General features: G+C 47.4%; 21 protein-coding genes and 3 tRNA genes. 1 reads left to right on the top strand and 23 read right to left on the bottom strand.

What is annotated here, in order from left to right; translation table 11 throughout:
• Position 1 precedes the first annotated feature (1 nt).
• The 15 genes from GBAG_RS11850 to uvrY form a co-directional block, all read right to left on the bottom strand.
• The gene (locus GBAG_RS11850) at positions 2–1375 is read right to left on the bottom strand and encodes a hypothetical protein (protein WP_034496175.1); all 1374 of its coding nucleotides are present in this window, start codon (positions 1373–1375) and stop codon (positions 2–4) included.
• A complete protein-coding gene (locus tag GBAG_RS11855; RefSeq protein ID WP_034496176.1) occupies positions 1372–2583 on the bottom strand; it encodes a lipopolysaccharide biosynthesis protein in 1212 nt (403 codons plus the stop codon). The genes GBAG_RS11850 and GBAG_RS11855 overlap by 4 nt, the downstream gene beginning before the upstream one ends.
• Complete coding sequence (locus GBAG_RS11860; protein WP_034496179.1) at positions 2580–4718, bottom strand: GumC family protein; 2139 nt, start codon at positions 4716–4718, stop codon at positions 2580–2582. The genes GBAG_RS11855 and GBAG_RS11860 overlap by 4 nt, the downstream gene beginning before the upstream one ends.
• Positions 4719–4720: 2 nt before the next feature.
• The gene (locus tag GBAG_RS11865; protein WP_034496180.1) at positions 4721–5278 is read right to left on the bottom strand and encodes a polysaccharide biosynthesis/export family protein; all 558 of its coding nucleotides are present in this window, start codon (positions 5276–5278) and stop codon (positions 4721–4723) included.
• 1 nt (position 5279) lies between these two features.
• A complete protein-coding gene (locus tag GBAG_RS11870) occupies positions 5280–6566 on the bottom strand; it encodes an outer membrane beta-barrel protein (protein WP_034496183.1) in 1287 nt (428 codons plus the stop codon).
• Positions 6556–7971: an undecaprenyl-phosphate glucose phosphotransferase gene (locus GBAG_RS11875; protein WP_034496185.1), complete on the bottom strand. Its 1416-nt coding sequence runs from the start codon at positions 7969–7971 to the stop codon at positions 6556–6558. Before GBAG_RS11875 ends, GBAG_RS11870 begins: the two co-directional genes overlap by 11 nt.
• A 322-nt stretch (positions 7972–8293) precedes the next feature.
• Entirely contained in the window at positions 8294–8878 is a 585-nt protein-coding gene (locus tag GBAG_RS11880; protein ID WP_051873702.1) for a UPF0149 family protein, read from the bottom strand.
• Between the two features lie 163 nt (positions 8879–9041).
• The gene (gene murP / locus GBAG_RS11885) at positions 9042–10484 is read right to left on the bottom strand and encodes a PTS N-acetylmuramic acid transporter subunit IIBC (RefSeq protein ID WP_034496187.1); all 1443 of its coding nucleotides are present in this window, start codon (positions 10482–10484) and stop codon (positions 9042–9044) included.
• Entirely contained in the window at positions 10484–11395 is a 912-nt protein-coding gene (murQ, locus tag GBAG_RS11890) for an N-acetylmuramic acid 6-phosphate etherase (protein WP_034496318.1), read from the bottom strand. The genes murP and murQ overlap by 1 nt, the downstream gene beginning before the upstream one ends.
• Positions 11396–11711: 316 nt before the next feature.
• Positions 11712–11798 (bottom strand) — tRNA-Leu (locus tag GBAG_RS11895).
• A 12-nt stretch (positions 11799–11810) separates the two neighbouring features.
• Positions 11811–11884, bottom strand: a tRNA-Cys gene (locus GBAG_RS11900).
• Positions 11885–11933: 49 nt separating this feature from the next.
• Positions 11934–12009, bottom strand: a tRNA-Gly gene (locus GBAG_RS11905).
• 158 nt (positions 12010–12167) lie between these two features.
• A complete protein-coding gene (gene pgsA / locus GBAG_RS11910) occupies positions 12168–12716 on the bottom strand; it encodes a CDP-diacylglycerol--glycerol-3-phosphate 3-phosphatidyltransferase (RefSeq protein ID WP_034496190.1) in 549 nt (182 codons plus the stop codon).
• A 57-nt stretch (positions 12717–12773) separates the two neighbouring features.
• On the bottom strand, positions 12774–14606 hold the full coding sequence (gene uvrC, locus GBAG_RS11915) for an excinuclease ABC subunit UvrC (protein ID WP_034496192.1): 1833 nt from the start codon (positions 14604–14606) through the stop codon (positions 12774–12776).
• Entirely contained in the window at positions 14599–15258 is a 660-nt protein-coding gene (uvrY, locus tag GBAG_RS11920) for a UvrY/SirA/GacA family response regulator transcription factor (RefSeq protein WP_034496195.1), read from the bottom strand. Before uvrY ends, uvrC begins: the two co-directional genes overlap by 8 nt.
• A 422-nt stretch (positions 15259–15680) precedes the next feature.
• On the opposite strand from uvrY, the gene GBAG_RS11925 reads away from it, so the two are divergent.
• Positions 15681–15905 carry a DUF2594 family protein gene (locus GBAG_RS11925; protein WP_034496197.1) on the top strand — a complete coding sequence of 75 codons (225 nt, stop codon included), beginning with the start codon at positions 15681–15683 and terminating at the stop codon, positions 15903–15905.
• Positions 15906–15978: 73 nt separating this feature from the next.
• On the opposite strand, the gene sdiA is transcribed toward GBAG_RS11925, so the two are convergent.
• The 8 genes from sdiA to GBAG_RS11965 form a co-directional block, all read right to left on the bottom strand.
• Positions 15979–16701, bottom strand: coding sequence for a quorum-sensing transcriptional regulator SdiA (gene sdiA, locus GBAG_RS11930; RefSeq protein WP_034496200.1), 723 nt, complete (start codon positions 16699–16701; stop codon positions 15979–15981).
• A 116-nt stretch (positions 16702–16817) separates the two neighbouring features.
• Positions 16818–17570, bottom strand: a complete 753-nt coding sequence (gene tcyN, locus GBAG_RS11935; protein WP_034496202.1) for an L-cystine ABC transporter ATP-binding protein TcyN — start codon at positions 17568–17570, stop codon at positions 16818–16820.
• Positions 17567–18235 (bottom strand): cystine ABC transporter permease, encoded by a 669-nt coding sequence (gene tcyL, locus GBAG_RS11940; protein WP_034496204.1) that lies wholly within the window; start codon positions 18233–18235, stop codon positions 17567–17569. The genes tcyN and tcyL overlap by 4 nt, the downstream gene beginning before the upstream one ends.
• 22 nt (positions 18236–18257) lie before the next feature.
• On the bottom strand, positions 18258–19244 hold the full coding sequence (dcyD, locus tag GBAG_RS11945) for a D-cysteine desulfhydrase (protein WP_034496206.1): 987 nt from the start codon (positions 19242–19244) through the stop codon (positions 18258–18260).
• A 124-nt stretch (positions 19245–19368) separates the two neighbouring features.
• Positions 19369–20169 carry a cystine ABC transporter substrate-binding protein gene (tcyJ, locus tag GBAG_RS11950; protein ID WP_034496208.1) on the bottom strand — a complete coding sequence of 267 codons (801 nt, stop codon included), beginning with the start codon at positions 20167–20169 and terminating at the stop codon, positions 19369–19371.
• 85 nt (positions 20170–20254) lie between these two features.
• The gene (fliZ, locus tag GBAG_RS11955; protein ID WP_034496211.1) at positions 20255–20806 is read right to left on the bottom strand and encodes a flagella biosynthesis regulatory protein FliZ; all 552 of its coding nucleotides are present in this window, start codon (positions 20804–20806) and stop codon (positions 20255–20257) included.
• 32 nt (positions 20807–20838) lie between these two features.
• Positions 20839–21558 (bottom strand): RNA polymerase sigma factor FliA, encoded by a 720-nt coding sequence (locus tag GBAG_RS11960; RefSeq protein WP_034496214.1) that lies wholly within the window; start codon positions 21556–21558, stop codon positions 20839–20841.
• Between the two features lie 175 nt (positions 21559–21733).
• The gene (locus tag GBAG_RS11965) at positions 21734–23308 is read right to left on the bottom strand and encodes a flagellin N-terminal helical domain-containing protein (protein ID WP_034496216.1); all 1575 of its coding nucleotides are present in this window, start codon (positions 23306–23308) and stop codon (positions 21734–21736) included.
• Positions 23309–23521 lie beyond the last annotated feature (213 nt).

Genomic DNA, 23521 nt, shown 5'->3' on the forward strand with positions numbered 1-23521 from the left:
ACTATTGCTCTGCATAACGATGAACGGACCGACGAATAACCAGACTTGCGCCTAGTGACAAATAGAAGAGGAATTGTAACATCGGAATGATCATCAGTATCTGGCTATATGGCAGACTCAGTAAGCAACTGATAGCAAAGGCATTAAAGGCAGGTGCAAAACTTAATAACTGGAGATCTTGCGGGTCTAATTGCTCGCGTTCCAGTAAGGGTTGAGGCCGTGCAATTTTCAAAATATAGATAATTAAACCAATGAAGATCAGTGTTCCAATGACACCCACTTCCCAAAGCAGCATACTCAGCGAAGTTGAGTCGAGAATCAAATTGTAGGTAAGATTCAAAAAGCCCGGTGAAACCGTGCTCCCACTGTTGGTCGCATTCAAACCATAGCCAAATAAAGTGCCTGATAATCCCCAAAGATCATTATTTTTTAACCAGAATATCAACGTCGTAAAGCGCCCGACTTCACCATTTGGCATGATGTAATTGGGGTCGAAAATATAACTTAGCGAGTCTAAGAAGATGCTGAATGAGCTTTGCGTCGGGTCACTGCCGAAAGCAGATGAATAACCAGAAGCTAAAATGACAACCGCCAGGGCAATTAATAACGCCATACCCGCGATTATCAGCAGCAGCGCTTTGATATTCACTTTGCTTACCCCTTTCACATAGCTGGGCATAATCCATACCCATGCCAGTAAAAGCGGTGAAAGCAGGATAACAAACTTCACTTCACCCACAATGCACAGCGCAAAACCGAGAATGACATGCAGCGCCATTGATTTAAATGTGGTCAGCCCATGCTTAAATTCGGAAACCTTTAACAGCATAATAAGCAGGCAGAATAATCCCATGGCTGCGGTATTCCCGCCGCCCATCGGATCGCCGCCAAACGTTCCAACTACGGAATCCCATTTCTCATCTTCACCACGCATGGCTACACGTTGTGGAACCACGAACAGTAACTGATAAATGACTATCGGAAATTGCGCGTAAAACACCCAATACAAGGTTTTGGTCACGCGATAAATTTGCGATTCCCGGCAGAAACCCAGCAATAAACACAGCATCACCAGCGAAATCGCAATTTCATTTTTAAAACCGACGATGGCAACCGTTAAACCTCCCTGCAATAGCGTCGAAACACCCGCCATCGCAAGGAAGATGAAATACAGCGCCAGAACAACAATCTCTTGTTTATCAAGCTGCAATGCTTCATAGCGCGTTTGCATCACCAGCAACCCAAGCATCAGCAAAGTCAGGAAGAATGGCAGCCACAGCACCGCAAGCACACCGGTGAAATATTGCACCAGTCCGCAAAACACCAACGCAACAAACGTGTAAGTCTGTAAGTAATGCCCAGTATTTAGATTCATAAAACAGCCGGCCTGTCTTTCAACAAATTAGCGCGTTTATTAACCTTCAGGTAAATAAACGCATAGCGCACGAAAGTTAAAATGGAGAACAAGATAATCGATGTTGCATAGTCATTATAAAAATAAGGGACAACAATAAAGGCAATCAACACGATAGCCAGCTGTTCAAACTGGATACGTAAGAAGTAGCGGTGGGAGCCAAAAATCAGCTCGATAACCGTGAGCGGACAAACGGCCAGCGCCGGGAATAAGTAAGGCAGCATATAGCGCGAAGTAGGAATGGAGTTTATCCAGTCCTCACTAAAACCGAGATGCATAACGATGGGATAGAAAATAAACACCCCCAGCGTGCAGACGATGCCTAACACTAATAGCAGCAGGCGTACTTTTTTATACTCATGGAAATTAAACGTGTTATGTCTGAAATCAATCGACCATTTCGAGAAGATGGCATTACGCACCGCATTCCCGACGATGACGACGGGTGCCAGGCAGAAGCGGCTGACAATAGAAAAATAGCCCGCGGTCAGTGCCGAGAACCAGAAGTTAATTAACATGATCGGCAGGTTGCTGTTGGCCATCGCCAGCACTTCTGCACTGCCCACTTTAGTTATGTGATGAACGTGTTTATTAAAGAATTCCAGATTATTTTTCGGACTCAAATGCTGCATCGTGACCGTGCGGATATCAAACGCACGAAGGATGCAGCCAATGGTCAGAAGCATCATGGAACCCGCCCACGCCCAATAAAATGCCTGAATGCTTGAAGTGAGCAACACAGAAAGCACAACGACAACCGAGACAGAAATACGTTGAAAGACCAGAAAACTGAAATTAGCCGTACGTAGCGATAAGTTTTCCGAAATCAAAACCCACGTATTTGAAAGCGTAAGCAGATAAAGGAAAAAGATATTTTGATCGAATAACCATGCCGTGAATAACGCGTAAGGCACCGCGATACTCACGCTTTGTAATAAGCAAAACACCACATTTTGCGCTAAATCTTCGTCATGCTGTTTGGGAATCAATAGCTGTGATGCAAAGGTACAAACCTGAGCACCTATCAACGCAATACTATAATTGAGCGCGTAAAGCCCCACTTCCGCCAGATGATACTTGTGCGAAATCAACCAAATAGACAGTGCACCAATCAACTGCGAAATGACTGATGAACCGGCTATAGTGGATGCGCTCCTGAGTAAACTCATAACTGACCTGTACCGTGCATCAGTTCGTTCGTCTGGAGGTTAAGTGAGCGTAATCCCTCTTTCGTTTCCAGATTTTTATCCATCACCTGATTGATGACAGCGCCAATAATAACCGACTGGTTTGATTCGATTTTATCCAGCGTCTGGCTAATGTTTTCCGCAGGCGCCGTCCCGGCTTTGAGCACGAAAATCAGGCCATCCGTTACGCGGCTAATCAGTTGAACATCCTGGCTTTGGTTGAGCGCAGCGACATCAATGATAATGCGTTGATAGCGGCTTCTTAACTCACGCATCAAATGCTCAAGATTTTCTGAAGACAGCATCAGTAACGATGAGACTTTGGCATTGCCGCGCGCCAGAAAATCAAGATTCTCATTCACCTTAACGCTCAGATTTTCAAGCGTCGCTTCACCACGAAGCAGCTCGGCAACGCCGGGTGCCGCTGGTTTTGCCAGCTCACTCGACAGTCCATCTTTATTGAAAAAATCTAAATCAATCAACAGCGTTTTTTGATCAAAGCTAAAGGAGTTAGCCAGCAAATTCGCCAGCAGCGTGCGCCCTTCGCCGTGTTCTGAAGAAGTAATTGCTATGGTTTGAAGCTGCCGATTATCCAGCATAATACGCGTGCGAATGCTGTGAATGATGTCGGCGTTCAATGGGTTATTGGCAATAACGTCGCGGATTTGCGCCCGACTCCCGACACCTGGATAACGGCGAATCTCGCCTAAAGGTTCGAGTTTCAAACGTTTTCGCATTTGGCTGAGATTATTAATGGTGCTGTCCATCGCGGTTTTCACAATGATGTACATGATGAAGAACGCCAGCGCCAGCATCACAACCATGATCAGCAGCAGAGACTTATTCGGCTTCGCTGGACGATCGGCTGGCACCGCCGGGTCATATAAAACTGCATCGGCGTCGGCGTAACTGCCGGATAAAGACTGCTCCTGGGTGCGCTGATAAAGTGCTTTGTACATGTCTTCGGTTTTATCAAGCGCCAGTTTCAGGCCATTATAGCCATCGCGCTTCAATGCAATTTTCTGGAAGATTTCTTTTTGCTGATCCAATTGCTGCTGATAGCTATTTTCGTCAGTCAACGCGGCCTGATACTGCTGACGTAACCCCGATTCCAGCTCGCCCAGGACGAGTGAGGTTTGATCCTGAATCGCCTGAACTTGAGCCTGCGCTTCCAGAATTTTAGCGTGTTTCGGGCCATACGATTTTCGTAGTTCGTAGAGCGAACGTTTCGCCTGAATGAGCGCAATACGCAAGTCCTGAATTTGTGCGTGACTAGAAATTGCGGGCAGTGAGATCACATCTTCCAATGATTTTCCGGCATTCTGGCGTACTTCGTTATACAGCGAAGCCGCCGCAATACGACGCTGAGTGGCATCGGCTAAACGATTGGTGACGATGCCCAACTGTTCTGTTTCAAAACCATCGACGCCACGAAAGGTCAGCAGACCTTCTTTTTTCAGATAGTCATTAATCGCCAGTTTTTGCTCGGTTATCTGCTTTTGCAACTCATCCATTCGCTGCTGATTACTCTCACGAGCTTTCAGCGTATTCGTCCGTTTTTGTTCAACGGTGTAGTCAATAAACGCCTGTGCCACTCCGTTTGCGATTTCTGCTGCAAGCTGTGGCGAGGCTGATTCGTAAGAAATAGTCGCCAGATGAGTGGTGCGAACCGGGTTGAACGTCAGGTTTTTGAGCATCGTTTTCAAAGCACGATCGACGCGCTGTTGTTGATTCTCAGGGGTGTTAACCTGTTTGCTCCCTGCTTTGACGCCGTTGAAATCGGGATTTTCATCCAGTTTCAAATTCTTGACTGCCTGCTCCAACACAATTCTCGACTGCATTAACGCATACTGTGTTTCGTAGTAGCCGTTGCGTGTCGAGTCATAGCCATCAACTTGCGGGAATGGCGAAATATTATCGGGCTGCGCTTTCACCAGCACCGTTGCCGTTGAGACATATTTCGACGTCATCATGCTGATAAGCGGATAAGCGATTGCCCCCGCAATCACACCCGCGAGCAGGATTTTCCAACTGTTCTTTTTCAATTCTTTGGCAAATCTTGAGAAGTCGATTGAGCTTTCCCGGTTCTTGCCATTTTCCACTATTGATAGTTTCATAGTTAGAAGAACCCCATGCCAATGATCACGACGTCGCCTGGGTGAACGGAGTGTCTTACGTCCACGTTTTCAAGTAATTGGTTAGTGCCAGATAAACGGATGTTGATATCTTTGCGGTCAGCCCGGTCAGTGAAACCGCCCGCCAGTGCAATGGTTTTCTCAACGGTCAAACCCGGTTCGTAAGCGTACCCATTAGGGTTTGCCACCTCACCTGAGATATAGAATTTACGGAAATCGGTGATGCTCACCGACACCATTGGGTTTTGCAGATAATCACCGCGCAAACGATTTGTTAGCTCTTCGCTAACCTGTTCAGGCGTTTTACCCTTCAGAACTAACTCACCAATATAAGGGAAAGTAATCGTTCCACTTTTATCGATTAAAAATTTCATTGTCATATCGGGTTCGCCGTAAACGGTAATATTCACAGCATCACCCGCATCAAGTTGGTACCCTTTTGAGCCAGCATCCGGGCTATCCATTAATGGTGGCGTCGAGGTGCTACATCCGGCCAAAAGTGTACTGAGTAATAAAAATGCCCACAGTTTAATTATTTTCATTTTAAATCTGCACCTTAGCTGTAAACATTATCAGCGAGTTGTCATAACCCAACGTTCTCAGGACTTCCCGGTTGTCGTCAGGACCGATGTAGAACGAATCGGTATCTTTATTTGAACGCAATGTATCTATCTGATATTTAAGTTCAAAATTAATAGAAGGTCTGAAGTCATAACTCATGGTGACGGTGAATACGCCGTCTTTATCGTTCCTGTCCTTGTCCTGTTTTTTATAGTCTTCCGTGGTGTACGAGTAATCTAACAAGGCAGAGAAGCGATCATCTAACCAATAATGCTGGTAAGAAATACCGTACTGAGAAACCAGAATATACCCCCCCACTTCCGAAGGGTCTTTAATGCGCTGCGAGGTATGTGCTGTAAAAATAGACTGTTTGAGTGGTTTCCACTCAGCCTGAATATCCCAGTTTAGTCCATTAAAATCTTGCGAGTTGGGATTGTTTTCAAATGTTTTATACAGCCATGCAAGATTCATATCGATGTTGGTTTTACCCGTCAGCTGCGATTTCACGCCATAACGCAAATAATATTCGTTACTGTCTTTTTCTGACGCATTATCGTAATGCCGCTGGTTGGTAATAAAGCTATAACGGAAGCGTGTTTGTGATGTGTATTGATCAAAAATTTCTGCAATCAGGCTATTTTCGTGCCATTCCTGCTCGCGAATATAATTGTAAAAATCCTCATCAGTATTTTGCGTATCCTGAGTATTTCCAAATCGTAATTTCTTATACAGCAGCGCGACTTCTGCTTTTCCACGCCCTTCTGGCGCCCCGTAACTGTAACGTAATTCGCTATTAAGCAAGTTAGTGCTTAGGGGGGAATTAACACCAAACTCTTGAAATTGCTCAGGTATAAAACCTTCAGTCACTCCGCGCCCACGTTCTTCATGGCCTAAAGAGTCTTCAATGTTAAACATCAGGCCATGCATTTGCCCATATCGCCAGACACCATTAAAACGGAAGAAATGGTCAGCGTAATTATCAGCAGAGTCACTGTTATAACTGCGATAATCACCCGAGTACATTAGTAGATATTTATCCTGGTAGCGCTCGCCGATCATGCTCAACATCGGCGTTACGCTCACAAAATCTGAGCTAATCGCGTCGTTATCATAGGGCTGATAAGTCACATTGCTTTCACGACCGTAATTCACCCCAACATTGCTTTGAAAATCAATACCCGCAATGCCGATATGCGATTTCGGTGTTAAGTCCGCTATGGCCGGTTGTGATAAAACCATTCCGGCAGCAACAATATATTTAATATGCATTTTTGCCGACAAATCCTTTAAAAATAGTTTTAATTATGATTTTTATATCCAACCATAATGACCAGTTTTGAATATATTCGATATCGTATTCGACACGTTTTTCCATTTTATATAATGCGTCGATTTCGCCTCTGTAGCCGTTAATTTGCGCTAAACCTGTGATCCCAGGCTTAACTTTATGGCGAATCATGTAGTTCTCTACTTGCTTACGATATTGCTCATTATGTGTCACCGCGTGCGGACGCGGACCGACAATCGACATACTGCCTTGTATTACATTGAAAAATTGAGGTAGTTCATCAAGCGATGTGCGGCGTAAAAATGCGCCAAACGGCGTAACGCGTGGGTCATCTTTGGTTGCCTGAATGACCGTGTCCGAATTCTCCATCACGCGCATGGTTCGAAACTTCCAGACCTTAATTTTTTGCCCGCTCAAACCATAACGGTCTTGTTTGAAAAATACCGGGCCGCGCGATGTGAGTTTGATGCCGATGCCTATCACCAGCAACAACGAAGAGATTATGACCAGGATAATACTGCCAAGCACTAAATCTTCGGCTCGTTTTATAAAGGAACCCACCCCCTCAAACGGCGAGCTGAAAATGCTGATCGTTTGCAAGTTATCTATCGAACGCAACTGCGACATGTGCGTACTGTAGGAGTTGAAGTCCGGCACAATGTAGGTATCAACCGTGGTGTCTGACATCACGGCCAGAAAATGGCGTATGCGCTCCAGCGCAACCATCGGTAAGGCGATATAGATTTCATCTACCCTCCCCGCCTGTGCGTCTTCCACCAGGCCGCTAACCGAGCCTTTGAATGGACTTTTTATTTGTGCAAACAGATCGCTAAACCGTGATGCATCTCGTTCGTCGTAAAAAGCCAAATCCAGATGCATATTGGAATATTCTTTCAGTAATGCTGTTTCCGCAGCCAGACCATTCGCCGTTACCCCAACGATGGCCACGCGAATATTTTTCCTGATGGAATACTTAAAAACAAAAAGTCGGATCAAATAGAGCGGAATCAGTGAGATGAGATACCAAAGCAATACAGCGGGTATAAATGGGTTTTCGAGCGCACTCAAATATCCCAGAGAGGGCAACCCACCGGTCAAGATGCGAATAATTTCTACAAAGCAGATAGATAGAAATGTGCACAAAAACAAGCGAAGTTGACTGCGCAATCTCATATTTTTGAGATTGCGAATGTAAAGCTCAGTGTACTCCCCGAATAACAAAAAAGAGGTAGCAAAAAGTAAGCTGTACATTATAACAATGCTCATAGGCGCTATCGCTAATAACCATGCGCTGATTATTAAAACCGTGGTAATAGCGACAAAGTCTGCCAGCTTGATAAATACCGGGTACCCTCCATGGGTAATTTTCAGTGAATTGCTCAGCATCGTTAGACTCATTATTCATTGAATTATCGTTATTGATACATTCCTTTCTCACCTGATTATATCATATTGTAAATTTTCCGCGGCTTCGGTGTTAGGAATTGTAAAAGGCAATGTTACTGACATGAGGTGATTTTCAACCGGTGTGACTTTCTGGGCTATGCGATGCGGGGGTTTGTTTTGCAGGGGATAGCGAGAGCAACATTTAGCCCTGCTTTTTTAATTTATGTCGCAAGAGAAGGAAGGTTCGGAAGATATGCAGGCAAACCAGGCAACGCACTAAATCGCTGCCTGATTGTTCAGAACAAATATTTTGCAGTTGTGATTAATGTAACGTTTTGGACTCAGCGCCACGCTGTTCTTGCCAGTAATGGTAAAGCTGTAATGCCGCAGGCCCAATTTCTGCCTGACTGGCTTCATATTCTTCTTCGGTCATTTTTTCCAGCGTGGTAATGCTCTCTTCATTGCCGTGAAGTGCAATGACATCTAGCATTTTTTGTTGTGCTGCTGGCAACGCTGTACGCTCAACTAGCGTTAATCCGCGCATATAACCAAAACACCACTCTTCCACGATGGTGTAGTCTTTGCCGTCCATTTCGCGATAACCGAAAAGGGGTTCAAACTGGTCTGGAGCATCCCGTAAACGCTCTGCAATATCATTCATATGTTGCAGGGCGAGTGAATTAAAACGATTCATTTCTTCTTCAGACTCCCAGTTCGGGAGTTGATCTTCCCCACCCCAGAGCGCTAATTGCCACTGAGCTGCCGGAAGCACGGTTGGAGCAGAAAGTATCGCGGTGAGCATACCGTCCAGTTCAGAGACATCCAGCACAGAATCATCGTTGCCGTATTGGGTCAGCGTGTCATCCAGCCATTCCAGTTCTTCTTCGTTTAGAGGCCCGTGATTCATAATATTTACTCCTGAGATTATTCGATTTTCTGGCCGGGTTAGCGGAATGGGTGAATGATGTCAGTAAAGAGGATTTTCAGGCAATATAAATCCGGCTTACTCCGGTAATAAAAGTGGGCAAACGGCAATATGAGTTGAAGGGGGAAGCCGCCTGCCCATGATCTTAAGCTAGATCAACATCTTTATGGCCAAAGAACCAGGTCAGAATAAAACCGCTGGCGTACGAGATAACTATCCCGACGGCATACACGCCCATACCGGCATAAATTCCCTCATGCGATGTCATCAACGGCAGTGAGACCAGTCCTGATGGGCCAAACACGGTATTTAAACCGACTGGCAGACCCAACCATGCCACCAGACCAATGAAGAAACCGCCGCAAGCACCACCGAGACAGGCGGTCACAAAAGGCTTCACACGAGGCAGTGTAACCGCATAAATCAAGGGTTCACCTACCCCCAATAGACCCGGAATAATGGCACCTTTGACCTGAATACGCGTGGCAGAATCTTTCGCCGAGCGGAAGTAAAGAGCGAGTGCCGCACCGACTTGCCCGCCACCTGCCATAGCCAGAATGGGGAACAAAGAGTTGAAGCCCTGAACATCCATTAACGCGAAATAGACCGGGATAAATCCCTGATGAACCCCAAACACCACGGCAATCAAGAACAATCCAGCCAGAATAGCGCAACCAAACGGGTTACCGTTCAGGTGTAAAAATAACCATGACATCCCTTTAAACAGCTCGCCACCGAACGGCATGATGACGGTAAATGTCAGCGCGCCGGTGATGAGCAGCGTCAACAATGAAGTGAGGATCATATCGAGGTTATCAGGAATAATTTTGCGCACCTGGCGTTCAATCCACGCGCCCAAAATGGCGGCAATCAACACGCCAATAATATTCCCGCGCGGGTCGATGCCCATACCGAAGAAATTATCGATGCCGGAAAAGTACCCGACTGTCGCGTTCGGGGAATAGCCCAACAGGAATAAAGAAGCAATTATCGCCCCGTTGACCCCTGAGCCACCAAATGCTTTCTGTGCGTTGTAACCAATCAATATAGGTAAGAAGGTGAATAACCCTTTACCGAATATTTTCATATAACCAACGATATGAACGATTGTCGCATTCTTTTCAGCTGCACCTGCCAGCAAGCTTTGTTCGATTAATGTGGCGAACCCAAGCAACATGCCCGCCGCGATAAAACCCGGAATGAGCGGCGTAAAGATGGTGGCAAACTTAGCGAGAAACTGATGCACCACGCTGGTTTGTTTCGCCTTCATTTTTTGTTTGTTGTCACTGGTTACCGAACGCAGATCCGCGGGCTCTGCAGAGTCATCAGCCTGCGAATTAATCATCAGGTTCATCATTTCTGCGGCGGTTTGCGCTTTCCCTGGACCCAGAATAATTTGCAGTTGGTCGTCGGTATTAATCACGCCCAAAACTCCCGGGAGCGCTTTCAATTTGTCATGTTCAATTAACTGGTCGTTGTTCAGCGTCAAGCGCAACCGCGTCATACAGTTTCCGCAGTTCTGAACATTATTTTTATTGCCGACCAGTTGCAGAATTGAGGCAATCATCTGTTCCGTGATTTTGGCCATTATTCACTCGTCCTGTTGGTTAATGCTTTGCGAATAAATCCATTGCTCTCATTGAGAAGTTGATTTGCTTCTGTCGCGCTGAGATTTCCCAGAACCATAACAATCGCTGTTTTGCAGTGCCCGTTGCAGCTGCGTAGCGCATCGGAAGCGGTTGGTTGGTCGCAATCCGTCGCCTGCATCACGATATTAATCTGGCGTTGAACCAGCTTCTGGTTTGTGGCCTCGACATCAACCATCAGGTTTCCGTAAACCTTACCGCTGCGAATCATTGCGCCGGTAGTCAGCATATTGAGCACCAGTTTTTGAGCTGTGCCTGCTTTCATACGAGACGATCCGGTCACCACTTCAGCCCCGACTACTGGCGTAATGGCGATATCCGCTATTTGTGTGATTTCGCTGCCAGCGTTGCAGGTCAATGCCACGGTTGTTGCGCCAAGACTTTTGGCATAATTCAGCGCCGCGACCACATATGGTGTGCGCCCACTTGCCGCAATGCCCACCAGCACGTCAGAGGCATTGAACTGAATGTTTTTGAGGTCATCTACGCCCATCGCCAGGTTGTCTTCCGCATTTTCAACGGCCTGCAAAATGGCCTGATGCCCACCGGCTATCAACGCGACAACCTGCTCTCGTGGAGTGCCATAAGTCGGTGGACATTCACTGGCATCAAGGATACCCAGGCGACCAGACGTCCCCGCGCCACTGTAAATTAAGCGCCCCCCTTTCTGGAAAGCCCCAACAATCGCGTCAACGGCTTGAGTAATGGCCGGAATGGTCTTTTCGACAGCCAGAGCGACTTTTTGATCTTCTTTATTGATGACTCTCAACATCTCCTCGGTCGAAAGCATGTCGATGTTTTCACTATCAGTGTTGCGGCCTTCGGTAGTCAGGGCAGATAAATCAATTTTCATCAGTGTCTCGCAGTGGTTTGTTAACATGGCTTGCCGTGGCGTAAAGGTTAAATGAAGAGAACCTCACAGATGAAGGAATAATTAATTATTACAAATAATTTTAAAAGGAATAATTTATTCTTTCATGATGGAATGTGACGGTAGTCATATTCTTGAGGATCAGCGGAGCGGGAGGTAGCCAAAACGGATGAAGAAAAGGTGTATGGAGTCGATTTGAGGAGAAATGACAGAAAGGTGAATTTCAGGCAATAAAAAACCACCCGAAGGTGGTTTTCACGACACTGCTTTATCATTGATTTTATAGCTTTTATTCCCATGGTGCCCGGGGCGGGACTTGAACCCGCACAGCGCGAACGCCGAGGGATTTTAAATCCCTTGTGTCTACCGATTTCACCACCCGGGCTCGGGAAGAAAGTGGAGGCGCGTTCCGGAGTCGAACCGGACTAGACGGATTTGCAATCCGCTACATAACCGCTTTGCTAACGCGCCAAAACTTTTTACCTTTGCAGGCTGTAACAGAATTTCTGCTACATAAATTTGGAGCGGGAAACGAGACTCGAACTCGCGACCCCGACCTTGGCAAGGTCGTGCTCTACCAACTGAGCTATTCCCGCAAAATCTTTTAATGAAGCTTTACGCTAATCATTTGATTTTACTATCTTCTGGCAAGCTGTGCTGCCGTTCGATGCGTTGCATTCTACTTAGATGGCGCGGTGAGTCAATGAAATTTTCCACCACCGCGTTCCGTTTGCTGAAATTTGCACCGGACCGATCACGGTTCGAGCAAATCGCCCCTTGCGGCGGCCAAATATTGGAACATTGACCAGAAAGTTAATACCGCAGCAATGAAGAACAAACCGATGCCGGTGTACTCGATCCACATATTTGGACGCCAGAGCATTCCTATCAGCGCCAGCATTTGTGCCATGGTCTTGGCTTTGCCAATCCAGGAAACCGCCACACTGCTGCGTTTGCCGATTTCCGCCATCCATTCACGTAACGCAGAAATAATGATTTCACGAGCAATCATAGTCGCCGCAGGCAGCGTGACCCACCATGCGTGATAGTGCTGAACCACCAGCACCAGCGCGACCACGACCATGACTTTATCCGCTACCGGGTCCAGGAAGGCCCCAAAACGCGTGCTTTGGTTCCAGCGGCGAGCCAGAAAACCATCGAACCAATCAGTGATAGCGGCAAACCAGAAGATAAACGCGCATAGGAATGGCGCCCAACTAAACGGCAGATAAAATGCCAGCACAAAGAATGGGATAAGGACGATACGAAACAGAGTAAGCAATGTTGGGATATTAAATTGCATAGTGCTGGTTAACTGTCTGTCGTAAGTGGAAATTGTCTCTATGTTGCTACAGAGGCCTTAATGTTTCAACGAGTAGAAGATCTTTTCTGCTAACGCTTGCGAGATACCTGGCACTTTTGCAATTTCTTCTACGGATGCATTCTTTAATGGTTGCAATCCCCCCATATATTTCAACAACATCTGGCGACGTTTCGGACCAACGCCTTCGATAGTCTCCAGAGCACTGGTATTTTTTACTTTCGCGCGTTTTTTACGATGCCCAGAAATCGCGTGGTCATGGGATTCATCACGGATATGCTGGATGACATGAAGCGCCGGGGAATCTGGCGGCAGCGAGAAGCCCTCGCCTTCCGGTTCAAAGAACAATGTCTCAAGGCCAGCTTTACGGTCAACGCCCTTCGCCACGCCCAGCAGCAGAGGATGATTTTTATCCCACGGCACATCCAGCTCCGCGAATACCTTTTTCGCCTGCCCTAATTGCCCTTTACCGCCATCAATAAGAATGACGTCTGGCACTTTGCTTTCGTCAATGGCCTTACCATAACGGCGGCGCAGAACTTGATTCATCGCGGCGTAATCATCGCCAGGCGTGATCCCTTCAATGTTGTAGCGACGATATTCAGCCCGTAATGGACCATTGGCATCAAAAACCACGCAGGAAGCGATGGTCTGCTCACCCATCGTGTGGCTGATGTCAAAACACTCCATTCTTTTAATGGCCGGTAATTCCAGCACGCTGGCTAAGGCCGCCAGACGTTGATGTATCGTAGACTGCTGCGCCAGTCGGGTCACCAAAGCCGTTGCGGCGTTGGTACGGGCGAGTTTCAGGTAACGTGCACGATCGCCCCGAGGCTTGGTTTGCACGTTAATTCGCCGCCCGGCTAACTCAGTCAGGGAGTCAGAAAGCAATGTTTTATCCGGCAAGTTGAAATCGAGCAGAATTTCAGAAGGCAATGTGCGCATCGCGCTGCCTTGCAAATAGAACTGCCCCACAAACGTTTCAACGACTTCCGCAAGCTCCGTGCCATTTGGCACCTTCGGGAAGTAACTGCGGCTACCCAACACTTTCCCCTGACGGATAAAGAGAACATGTACGCACGCCATGCCAGCATCGAAGGAGACGCCAATCACATCCAGGTCGTCGCCGGTATTTGAAACAAACTGTTTTTCCGTGACGCGACGTACAGCCTGAATCTGGTCACGAATTCTCGCGGCTTCTTCAAACTCAAGATTTTTGCTGGCCTGTTCCATTCGCTCAATCAGTTGATTCAGAACCTGGTCATCTTTTCCGGAAAGGAATAAACGCACATATTCAACTTGTTGAGCGTAATCCTCTTCGCTGACCAAACCAGCCACACACGGACCCAGGCAACGCCCAATCTGGTATTGCAGACAAGGACGCGAGCGGTTGCGATAGACGTTGTTTTCACACTGGCGAATAGGGAAGATTTTTTGTAGCAACGCCAGCGTTTCACGCACGGCATAGCCATTCGGGAAAGGCCCGAAATATTCGCCTTTCGCGTGTTTCGCTCCACGGTGCATAGCAAGCCGCGGATGTGTATCACCGCTGAGGAAAATAAAAGGATAGGATTTGTCATCACGCAGCAGCACGTTATAACGTGGCTGATAAAGCTTGATGTAGTTGTGTTCCAGCAGCAGCGCTTCTGTTTCGGTATGAGTCACCGTCACATCAATATGCTGGATTAATGCCACCAGAGCTTCGGTTTTACGGCTGGCAAGATTGCTCCTGAAATAGCTCGACAGGCGCTTTTTTAGATCTTTGGCTTTACCAACATAAATGACCGTTTCGCTGGCGTCATACATGCGATAGACGCCAGGTTGGCTGGTGACAGTTTTGAGAAAAGCGCGTGGGTCAAAAATTTCACTCACTACTGATTAACGTCTCCGCACTAAATAAACCATGACGAATTGCAAGGTGTGTCAGCTCAACATCGCCACTGATATTCAGTTTACTAAACATGCGGTAACGGTAACTGTTGACCGTTTTCGGGCTGAGATTAAGCTGCTCTGAGATTTCATTGACCTTCTGGCCTTTGGTAATCATCAGCATAATCTGTAATTCGCGCTCAGACAAACTGGCAAACGGGGTATCCGTTTTTTCCGGTTCAATCTGGCTTAATGCCATCTGCTGAGCAATGTCGGATGCGATGTAACGCTGACCGGCGTTAACCGAACGAATCGCGTTCACAACATCCTGCGGCGCGGCACCTTTACTTAAATAACCGGAAGCGCCTGCTTGCATGACTTTTGCTGGCAGCGGGTTTTCGGTGTGAATCGTCAACATAATCACTTTGATATCATTTGAATATCGCGCGATTTTACGTGTTGCTTCAAGACCACCCATTCCCGGCATATTCATGTCCATCAGGACAACATCAACCGGATGACTACGGCACCACTTAACGGCATCCTCACCGCAATTTGCTTCACCTGATATCTTGATCCCTTTGATATCTTCAAGAATGCGTCGTATCCCTGCGCGCACCAGTTCGTGGTCATCAACAAGAAGTACGTTGATCAAAGGGGAACTCTCCAGAAAAGGGATTACGCTGCTAAAATTACCGGGACATATTAACGGGTTTTTCGGCAACTTTAAAATCTAAAAGCAGATTTTAAGAATTCAAACTGCTTTTGGAAATTTAATTGTACAGTGGAAACTGTACACTCCTGCTGTTTAATTCATGCAGCCAAATAATAAAAATGCTTTTCACATTAAAAAAAACGATGACCCATAATAATTTAAAGTATTTTTAATGTTGATAAATGCACTGCTTTTTAACTATTAATAAACATCTTTAAAACAATTCAACTGCATCGTACAGATAGCAATCTACGCTATACGCTTAAGCACTAATAAAATGGTTTATGAGTGTGCTATACTCCGCCGCCTTACGAAGCCGTTACACTAAATGACGGTGTACCAACCGAGACCGAGGAACACAAATGAGCACTCCTGATTTTTCCACTGCAGATAACAGTAGTGAACTGGCTATTGAAGTCACCTGCCTGAAAGCCATGCTGACTCAGATGCTTAAAGCCATGGGCCAAGCCGATGCAGGCAAGGTTATCATCAAAATGGAAAAGCAAATTGCTCAAATGGAAGACTCGTCCCATGCAGAGGTGTTTGGTAACACTGTTAAGCAAATCAAACAGGCTTACCGTCAGTAATCTCTGCACAACGGCTGGATGAGTTCTTATTCTCCAGCCGTTTTGTTAGCACTACCCTCTCAATTCCTTTACTTCAAATTATCCCAATCGCTGCGGCGTAACAGGCAATTTGCGTTTTATTAGGCGCATTAAACTTCTTCTGCATATTTTTCTGGTGAAAATTCACGGTATTTTCTGATATCGACAAAATAATCGCGATCTCAGCAGATGTTTTCCCTTCGCCCGTCCACTGCAATATTTCCCGCTCACGCTTACTGAGTTTCAATGTTACGGCGTCCATTGTTGAATCATTAAGACGCGTTAATGTCATCAGGCTTAATTCACCCAAATATTGCAGACGCATTTGCAGGAGATCATCGGCTAATATTTTACCTTTATTAGCGGTGCGTGAAACAGACAAAAATCCCAACGCACGATTCGGCGACATCACGCACTGACTGATGCCGCGCCGCAGACCATGATCCCTCGCCGCATCCCAGAATTCCTGCGTATCACCAAAAAGCGCATCGTCCCAGGGCAGATTACCGCGCATGAAATTTTCAGGGCGCAACACCGGGTCAATCGCGAAATAATTAGCAGCATGATAGTGATCAAGCCAGCTTTGTGGATACGACGACCTGAGCGACGTTTTAGGGCGGGTAAAAGGTACCGGGTGGCGAATACACAGAGAGAAATAATCAAATTCCATCAATTCTGTTTGCTGACGAAGAATTTTTGTTATTTCATCCGCCTCGGTAACCGACTGGAAGATATTAAGTACATCCTGTCGCCAGCGAAAAAAGTTGTGATCATCCATTATGTCTGGCGTTTCTCCTGACACTTAAATCATTCTCGAAAGTTATGTTTAACGCTATCACATTTATCAAAATTATTAATGTATTTTAATGTTGGCCCCGAACAGAGCCAACATACTTACTGCGTAAGGAATTTTTCGAGAAATTGCTGAGTGCGCGGCTGCTTAGGATTAGCAAACAGTTCGCGGGCTGGACCCTGCTCAACAATGCGCCCTTGATCCATAAAAATTGCGCGGTCTGCCACATCACGCGCAAAGCTCATTTCGTGGGTCACAATCACCATCGTGCGTTTTTCTTCGGCCAACTGGCGAATGGTACTTAACACTTCGCCCACCAGCTCCGGATCAAGCGCTGAAGTCGGTTCATCAAACAGAATCACTTCCGGACGCATCGCCAACGCACGAGCTATCGCCACTCGCTGCTGTTGACCGCCAGACAAGCGGCGCGGGTAGCTAGTTTCTTTACCGCTCAACCCGACTTTTGCCAACAATTCACGCGCTCGCGCAATCGCCTCTTCTTTCGGCTCACCTTTTACAATCACTGGCCCTTCAATAATATTTTCAATCACCGTCCGATGAGGGAAAAGATTAAAACTCTGGAACACAAAACCGACATGCTGGCGTAATTCGCGCACGCGATTTTTCTGTTTACTAAGCGATTGTGCGGCATCAATCGTAATCTCGCCGACTTTAATGGTTCCGGACTCCGGCTGTTCCAGCAAATTAATACAGCGCAGCAGTGTGGTTTTACCCGAACCGCTCGGCCCGATAATTGCCACCACTTCGCCCGCTTTCACTTCCAGATCGATACCGTGCAGCACCGTCTGCCCATGGAATTTTTTGACCAGTTGTTTTACGTCGATGGCGCTCATTTTGGATCCCTGTCCTGGCGATTAAGTTGATTTTCAAAGTAGTTTTGCAACGTGGAAAGCACCGTTGCCATCACCCAGTAAATCAATGAAGCCGCGAGATACATGGTAAATACCTCAAGCGTACGCGAAGTGATCAGCTGCGCCTGGCGGAACAGTTCAGGAACCTGAATGGTCGCTGCCAGCGAAGTATCTTTCACCAGGCTAATAAAGCTATTGCTCAGCGGAGGCAACGCCACACGCGCCGCCTGCGGTAAAATGGCCCGGCGCAGCGTTTGCCAGGGCGTCATACCGATACTCGCCGCCGCTTCCCATTGCCCTTTTTCGATTGACGAAATCGCCGCACGCAAGGTTTCAGAAGCATAAGCCGCCGTATTCAGAGACAAACCAATCATGGCCGCCGGGATGGGATCCAGTTCGATACCAAACTGCGGCAGGCCGTAATAAATCATAAATAGCTGGGCGATTAATGGCGTACCGCGGAAAATCGACACGTAAAAACGCGATAACCACGAAAACGGCCAGAATGGCGACAGACGCATTAGCGCCAGTAAAAAGCCGAGAATCAGCCCAAAGAACATACCGCCGATGCTCAGTTGTAGCGTAAATACCGCGCCTTTGAGCAGGAATGGCGCGGAGTCCAGCACCAGTTGAATACTTTCTTGCATAGATACCCTGTTTTCTTATGACTTAGACGTGCGGGTGGTACGCGAACAACGCGGGCGCCCCACCAGTATGAATAAAGATGATTGGACCGTCGTCTTTAAAACGCTCTCGCGCCACACCATCAATCAAACCCGCCATGGCTTTGCCGGTATAAACCGGGTCAAGCAAAATCCCTTCCAGACGAGCCAGTAATTTAATGGCCTCAAGGCCTTCTTCGTTAGGCGTGCCGTAGCCCGGGGCGAAATAGTCATCCCAAAGCACGATCGGATTATTTGCGCTGACACTGAGAGACTGCGCAACGGCATGCTGTAACGCTTCTACTTTCGGCAACTGTTGGGCGATAGAGCGTGAAACGGTAACGCCGATTAAATCAACATCAGGCATCACTTGCTCAAGCCCTACAGCCAACCCGGCATGCGTACCCGCGCTACCTGATGCGACCACAACAGACGACACATTCACCGCGCCTTCACACTGCTGAGCAATTTCCAGCGCGCTTTCGACATAACCCAAAGCACCCAGCGCGTTTGAACCGCCAACCGGAATCACATACGGGCGAAAACCCTGCGCTTCAAGGCGCACGGCGATCTCTTCCAGTTGGCTATCCGGTGAATGCAGTGCATCACACATTTCGATTTCTGCATCAAACAAATCAAGCATCAAACGGTTGCCATTGGTGAGGTAGTTTTCAGCCTTAGTGCCAATCGGGTTTTCCAGCAGGGCGACACATTTCAAGCCGAGTTTTGCGGCAACGGCCGCAGTCTGGCGAACGTGGTTCGACTGAATAGCGCCAGCGGTTACCAGGGTGTCTGCACCTTCACGCAGCGCGTCTGCCGCCAGGAACTCAAGCTTACGCAGCTTATTACCGCCCATCGCCATTGGCGTGGTGTCGTCACGTTTAATATAGATTTCTCGCCCGAGGTAATCGGAAAAACGCGGCAGATATTCGAGAGGCGTCGGTGCGCCGATAAATTCCAGACGCGGGAAGCGCGTCAGATTGTGCAGTGACATGAGCAACTCCATTACACTTTGAATAAAATCCAGATTTATTCATTATGCACCAGCCGGGCAAAATGCCCGCAAATACAAATAAAAAAGGTGCTGAAATCAGCACCTTTTTTCAGGTTTTGAGAAATTATTTTGTTACGTCAGCGCCAAACCACTTCTCAGAAAGCTTGGCTAAAGAGCCGTCTTTCTGCATCTCGGCAATACCTTTATTGATCGCTTCAACCAGGTCTTCGTTGCCTTTACGTACGGCAACACCCGCTTCCTGACGAGAGAATGGAGCGCCAGCTACTGCCAGGGTGTCTTTGGTTTTCTTCACCAGATCCAGCGCTGCCAGGCGGTCAACCAGAATGGCATCAATACGACCTACGCGCAGATCCTGATATTTAGTCGGGTCATCATCATAAGTGCGGATATCAACGCCCTGCACATTGGCACGCAACCACTCTTCGTAGTTAGTCCCAAGGCCCACACCGACTTTTTTGCCTTTCAGCGAATCCGGCCCGGTAATGCTGCCTTCATTGCCCTTTTTCACCAGCGCCTGAATACCGGAAACGGTGTACGGCGTGGAGAAATCATATTTTTTCTTACGTTCGTCAGAAATGGTGACCTGGTTAATCACCACGTCGATGCGTTTGGAGTCCAGCGACGCCAGCATACCGTCCCATTTGGTCGGTTTGAGCGCAGCTTTCACGCCCAGGTGTTGTGCCAGTTGCTCGGCAAACTCCACTTCAAAACCGGTCAGCTTACCATCGTCACCCTGGAAGCTAAACGGAGGATAAGTTCCTTCCAGCCCAACCAACAGCGTGCCGCGCTCTTTCACTTTATTAAGTAAATTTTCTGCCGCAAAAGTTTTTACGCTCGCACCCGCGACCATTGCCACTGCCAGTACGCCCATCAGCGCCTGACGCCCTACCATTGCAAATTTCATAGTCACCCCGAAGATTGATAATTTGGTTGTATTGTAGCGACTTAATATAATCAATCAAAAACACTACGCTACAACTTATGCCATTTTAATATATATCAGAAGTTGATTTATTTTCCTGGTATTGGGCACTGGTATTTTGGTTCAGGGTTTGAAACTGCCCGTACTTGCGCAACGCAATGCGGTAGTTATTGGTGCTGGTTGTCGGCAACCACGGTTCAAGCGAGTCGTCGAAATAGCCTTTAGCGGAGGAAGGAGCGGGAATATTCTGCGAGGCCAGATGATTTCCGAGACGGCGCAGGCGCACCACATATTCGCGGATAGTGCCGTGGCTCATCTCAGTCTGGTCAAAAAGATACTCTTTAAAGCCGATGATATCGAAATAGTGCTGCTGCTCTTTGCAGTACAAATCACCACAAAAACGGCACAACGCCGCCCATGACTGACGCTCAACCTGCCAGCCATTTTCATCAATTAAGGTATCGAGTTGTGCGATTGCCGTTTTGCTGACAATTTCACCACGGCGCGTAAGCGTGATGCGGTCGAGCAATTTTGCGCACTGTGCACAATGTGTTTGCGTGTGTTTAAAGTCTTTTAAGAAGCGGCTTAATGGCCGTTTTTTTAATTGCTGCACCGTCATGATGTTATCCCGGTCGTCTTATAATGTACGGCCTACAGCTTTCCGAGCTTAGTGCGTAAGCGTTTAATCGCCTGGCTGTGCAACTGACTGACGCGCGACTCCCCCACTTCCAGCACCGCACCTATCTCTTTGAGATTCAGCTCTTCCTGGTAATAAAGGGTCAGCACCATTTTTTCACGATCGGGCAGCGCCTCAATGGCGTCCATCACGCGTTGGCGTAAATTCCCCTCCAACAGTTGTTGCAGCGGGTTCGCCTGCTGATGCTCTTCAGTAATCAGTTCGATACTATCGCCATGCTCTTCACGCCACTCGTCATAAGAGAAAAGTTGGCTGTTATTGGTGTCGAGCAACATCTGACGGTACTCGTTGAGCGGGATATCCAACCGTTCTGCCACTTCTGTTTCCGTCGCATTACGGCCCAGCTCTTGCTCCAGTTGACCAATTGCCTGCGCAACGCCGCGGGCATTACGCCTGACGCTGCGGGGCACCCAGTCACGGCTGCGCAACTCATCAAGCATCGCCCCACGGATGCGCTGCACCGCGTAGGTAGTAAATGCCGTTCCTTGCAGGGCATCATAACGGTCCACTGCGTTTAACAACCCGATGCCGCCCGCCTGTAGCAGGTCGTCAAGCTCCACACTCGCGGGCAGGCGTACCTGCAGGCGCAATGCTTCGTGACGCACCAATGGTACATAACGCTGCCACAGCGAGTGTTTATCCATCACACCTTCAGCGGTATACAGTGAATTCACGATAAACAGCCCTGCGTTAGTTGAGTTATCGGCATGATTATCCGTTTCTGGAGGGTTTTTAATCGCAAGAATAGTGGGTGAAATGAGGGGTTATTTAGGGGTTATGGGTAACAAGCATAAAGAAAAAACCCCGCAAGCGCGGGGTTGGGTCAGGAATGTGCGTTTTTTATGAAACTTAACGCAGCAGAGACAGCACTCCCTGCGGAACCTGGTTAGCCTGTGCCAGAACAGAAGTACCTGCCTGCTGCAGGATCTGCGCTTTAGACATGTTGGAAACTTCGGTCGCGTAGTCAGCATCTTCGATGCGGCTACGAGCAGAGGTCAGGTTGTTTACGGTGTTACCCAGGTTGGTGATAGCAGAATCGAAACGGTTCTGTACCGCACCCAGGGAGCTACGCAGTTTGTCAACTTTAGCTAACGCTTCGTCCAGTTTTGCCAAAGGATTCGTTGTTGTTAAAGCTTTAAGGTCAGAAGTAGCAATTTCAGTGCCTTTTGTTGCTGCATTCCCAGCAACTGTTGCACTGTAAATCTTATCATCTTCACGCATGATGGTTTTTGCATTGCCATCAGAACCGACAGCCCACTCAACAGCTTTCCCATTAGGGTCTGTAACAACAGAGGTGTTTCCTGTTGCAGTATCGACATTTACAGCCAGATATTTACCATCAGAAGTTTTTGCAGCATACGCACCTGCAACAACTGCGCCTTTATTATCCAAAACCTGATGAACTTCAAGGTTCTTTCCACCACTGTATACGGACATTGGGGCGTCATTAAATGCTAATGCGCTGCCGACTTTGTTGGTATTCAAATCTACTGATTTTGCCACACCTGCATCATCAACAAAGGCAGTTACACGACCACCGAAGTTAGCAAGCTGGACATCTTTACCATCAACCTGGACTTTCTCATAACCGGTACCAGATTGTTTCAATAATGAAAATTCGTTACCAGCGGTATTCCCATCTTGAGCAACGAAATATGTTTGGCCTTCAACTTGAATTTGGGAGACTTTAGTAGCTGGAGTACCAGTAACATCTGTAGTGTCGCCAGTATCAGTCGCACCAGGGAAGTAGGTAGTTACTGAACCAGTTTTGAAAGTAGCACCAAATGCAGCACCCGCAGCACCGTTAACATCACCAGTAGCTGCATCTACGTTTGTTAAAGTTGGGGCAGCTTGACTTTTCAGTGTGACATCTTTAGCTGTAGGCACTGCTGCAGGAGCAACACTGAAGCTATCCAGACCTAAGGTCTTAGCATCAATTTTGTCCAGTTGAATCTCGATAGTTTCACCATCGTTAGCGCCAACCTGAATTTTCATTGTGTTGTCAGCTGCCAGGACTTTTACGCCGTTGAACTGAGTTTGATTTGACACACGGTCAATTTCACCCAAACGCTGAGTAATTTCATCCTGAATAGAGCTCAAATCGCTATCAGAGTTGGTACCGTTAGTAGCCTGAACAGCTAACTCACGAACACGTTGTAAGTTATTGTTGATTTCACCCAATGCACCTTCAGTGGTCTGAGCCAGAGAGATACCGTCGTTGGCATTACGAGAAGCCTGAGTCAGACCTTTAATGTTAGAGGTGAAGCGGTTAGCAATTGCCTGGCCCGCTGCATCGTCTTTGGCGCTGTTAATACGCAGACCGGAAGACAGACGCTCAATAGCAGTACCCAGAGAAGACTGAGATTTGTTCAGGTTGTTTTGGGTCAACAGCGACAGGCTGTTAGTGTTGATAACTTGTGCCATGATTTTATCCTTATCAATTCACATTATGGGGTTGGGCTGTTGCCCACGGTTTTGCACCGTAACCCTTGTATCGGCATGTAAATTTCGAACTTTAGAATAATTTCACTTTTTCTCTAGCCGCAGAAATAACCCGCAACGCCGTCATTATTCCCGCCATTAATTGTGCATAAATATCATTAAACTTTACGCTCTGATTGCCGATACCACTGTGAA

Origin of the sequence: Buttiauxella agrestis ATCC 33320, assembly GCF_000735355.1 — a bacterium.
GTDB classification, from domain to species: domain Bacteria; phylum Pseudomonadota; class Gammaproteobacteria; order Enterobacterales; family Enterobacteriaceae; genus Buttiauxella; species Buttiauxella agrestis.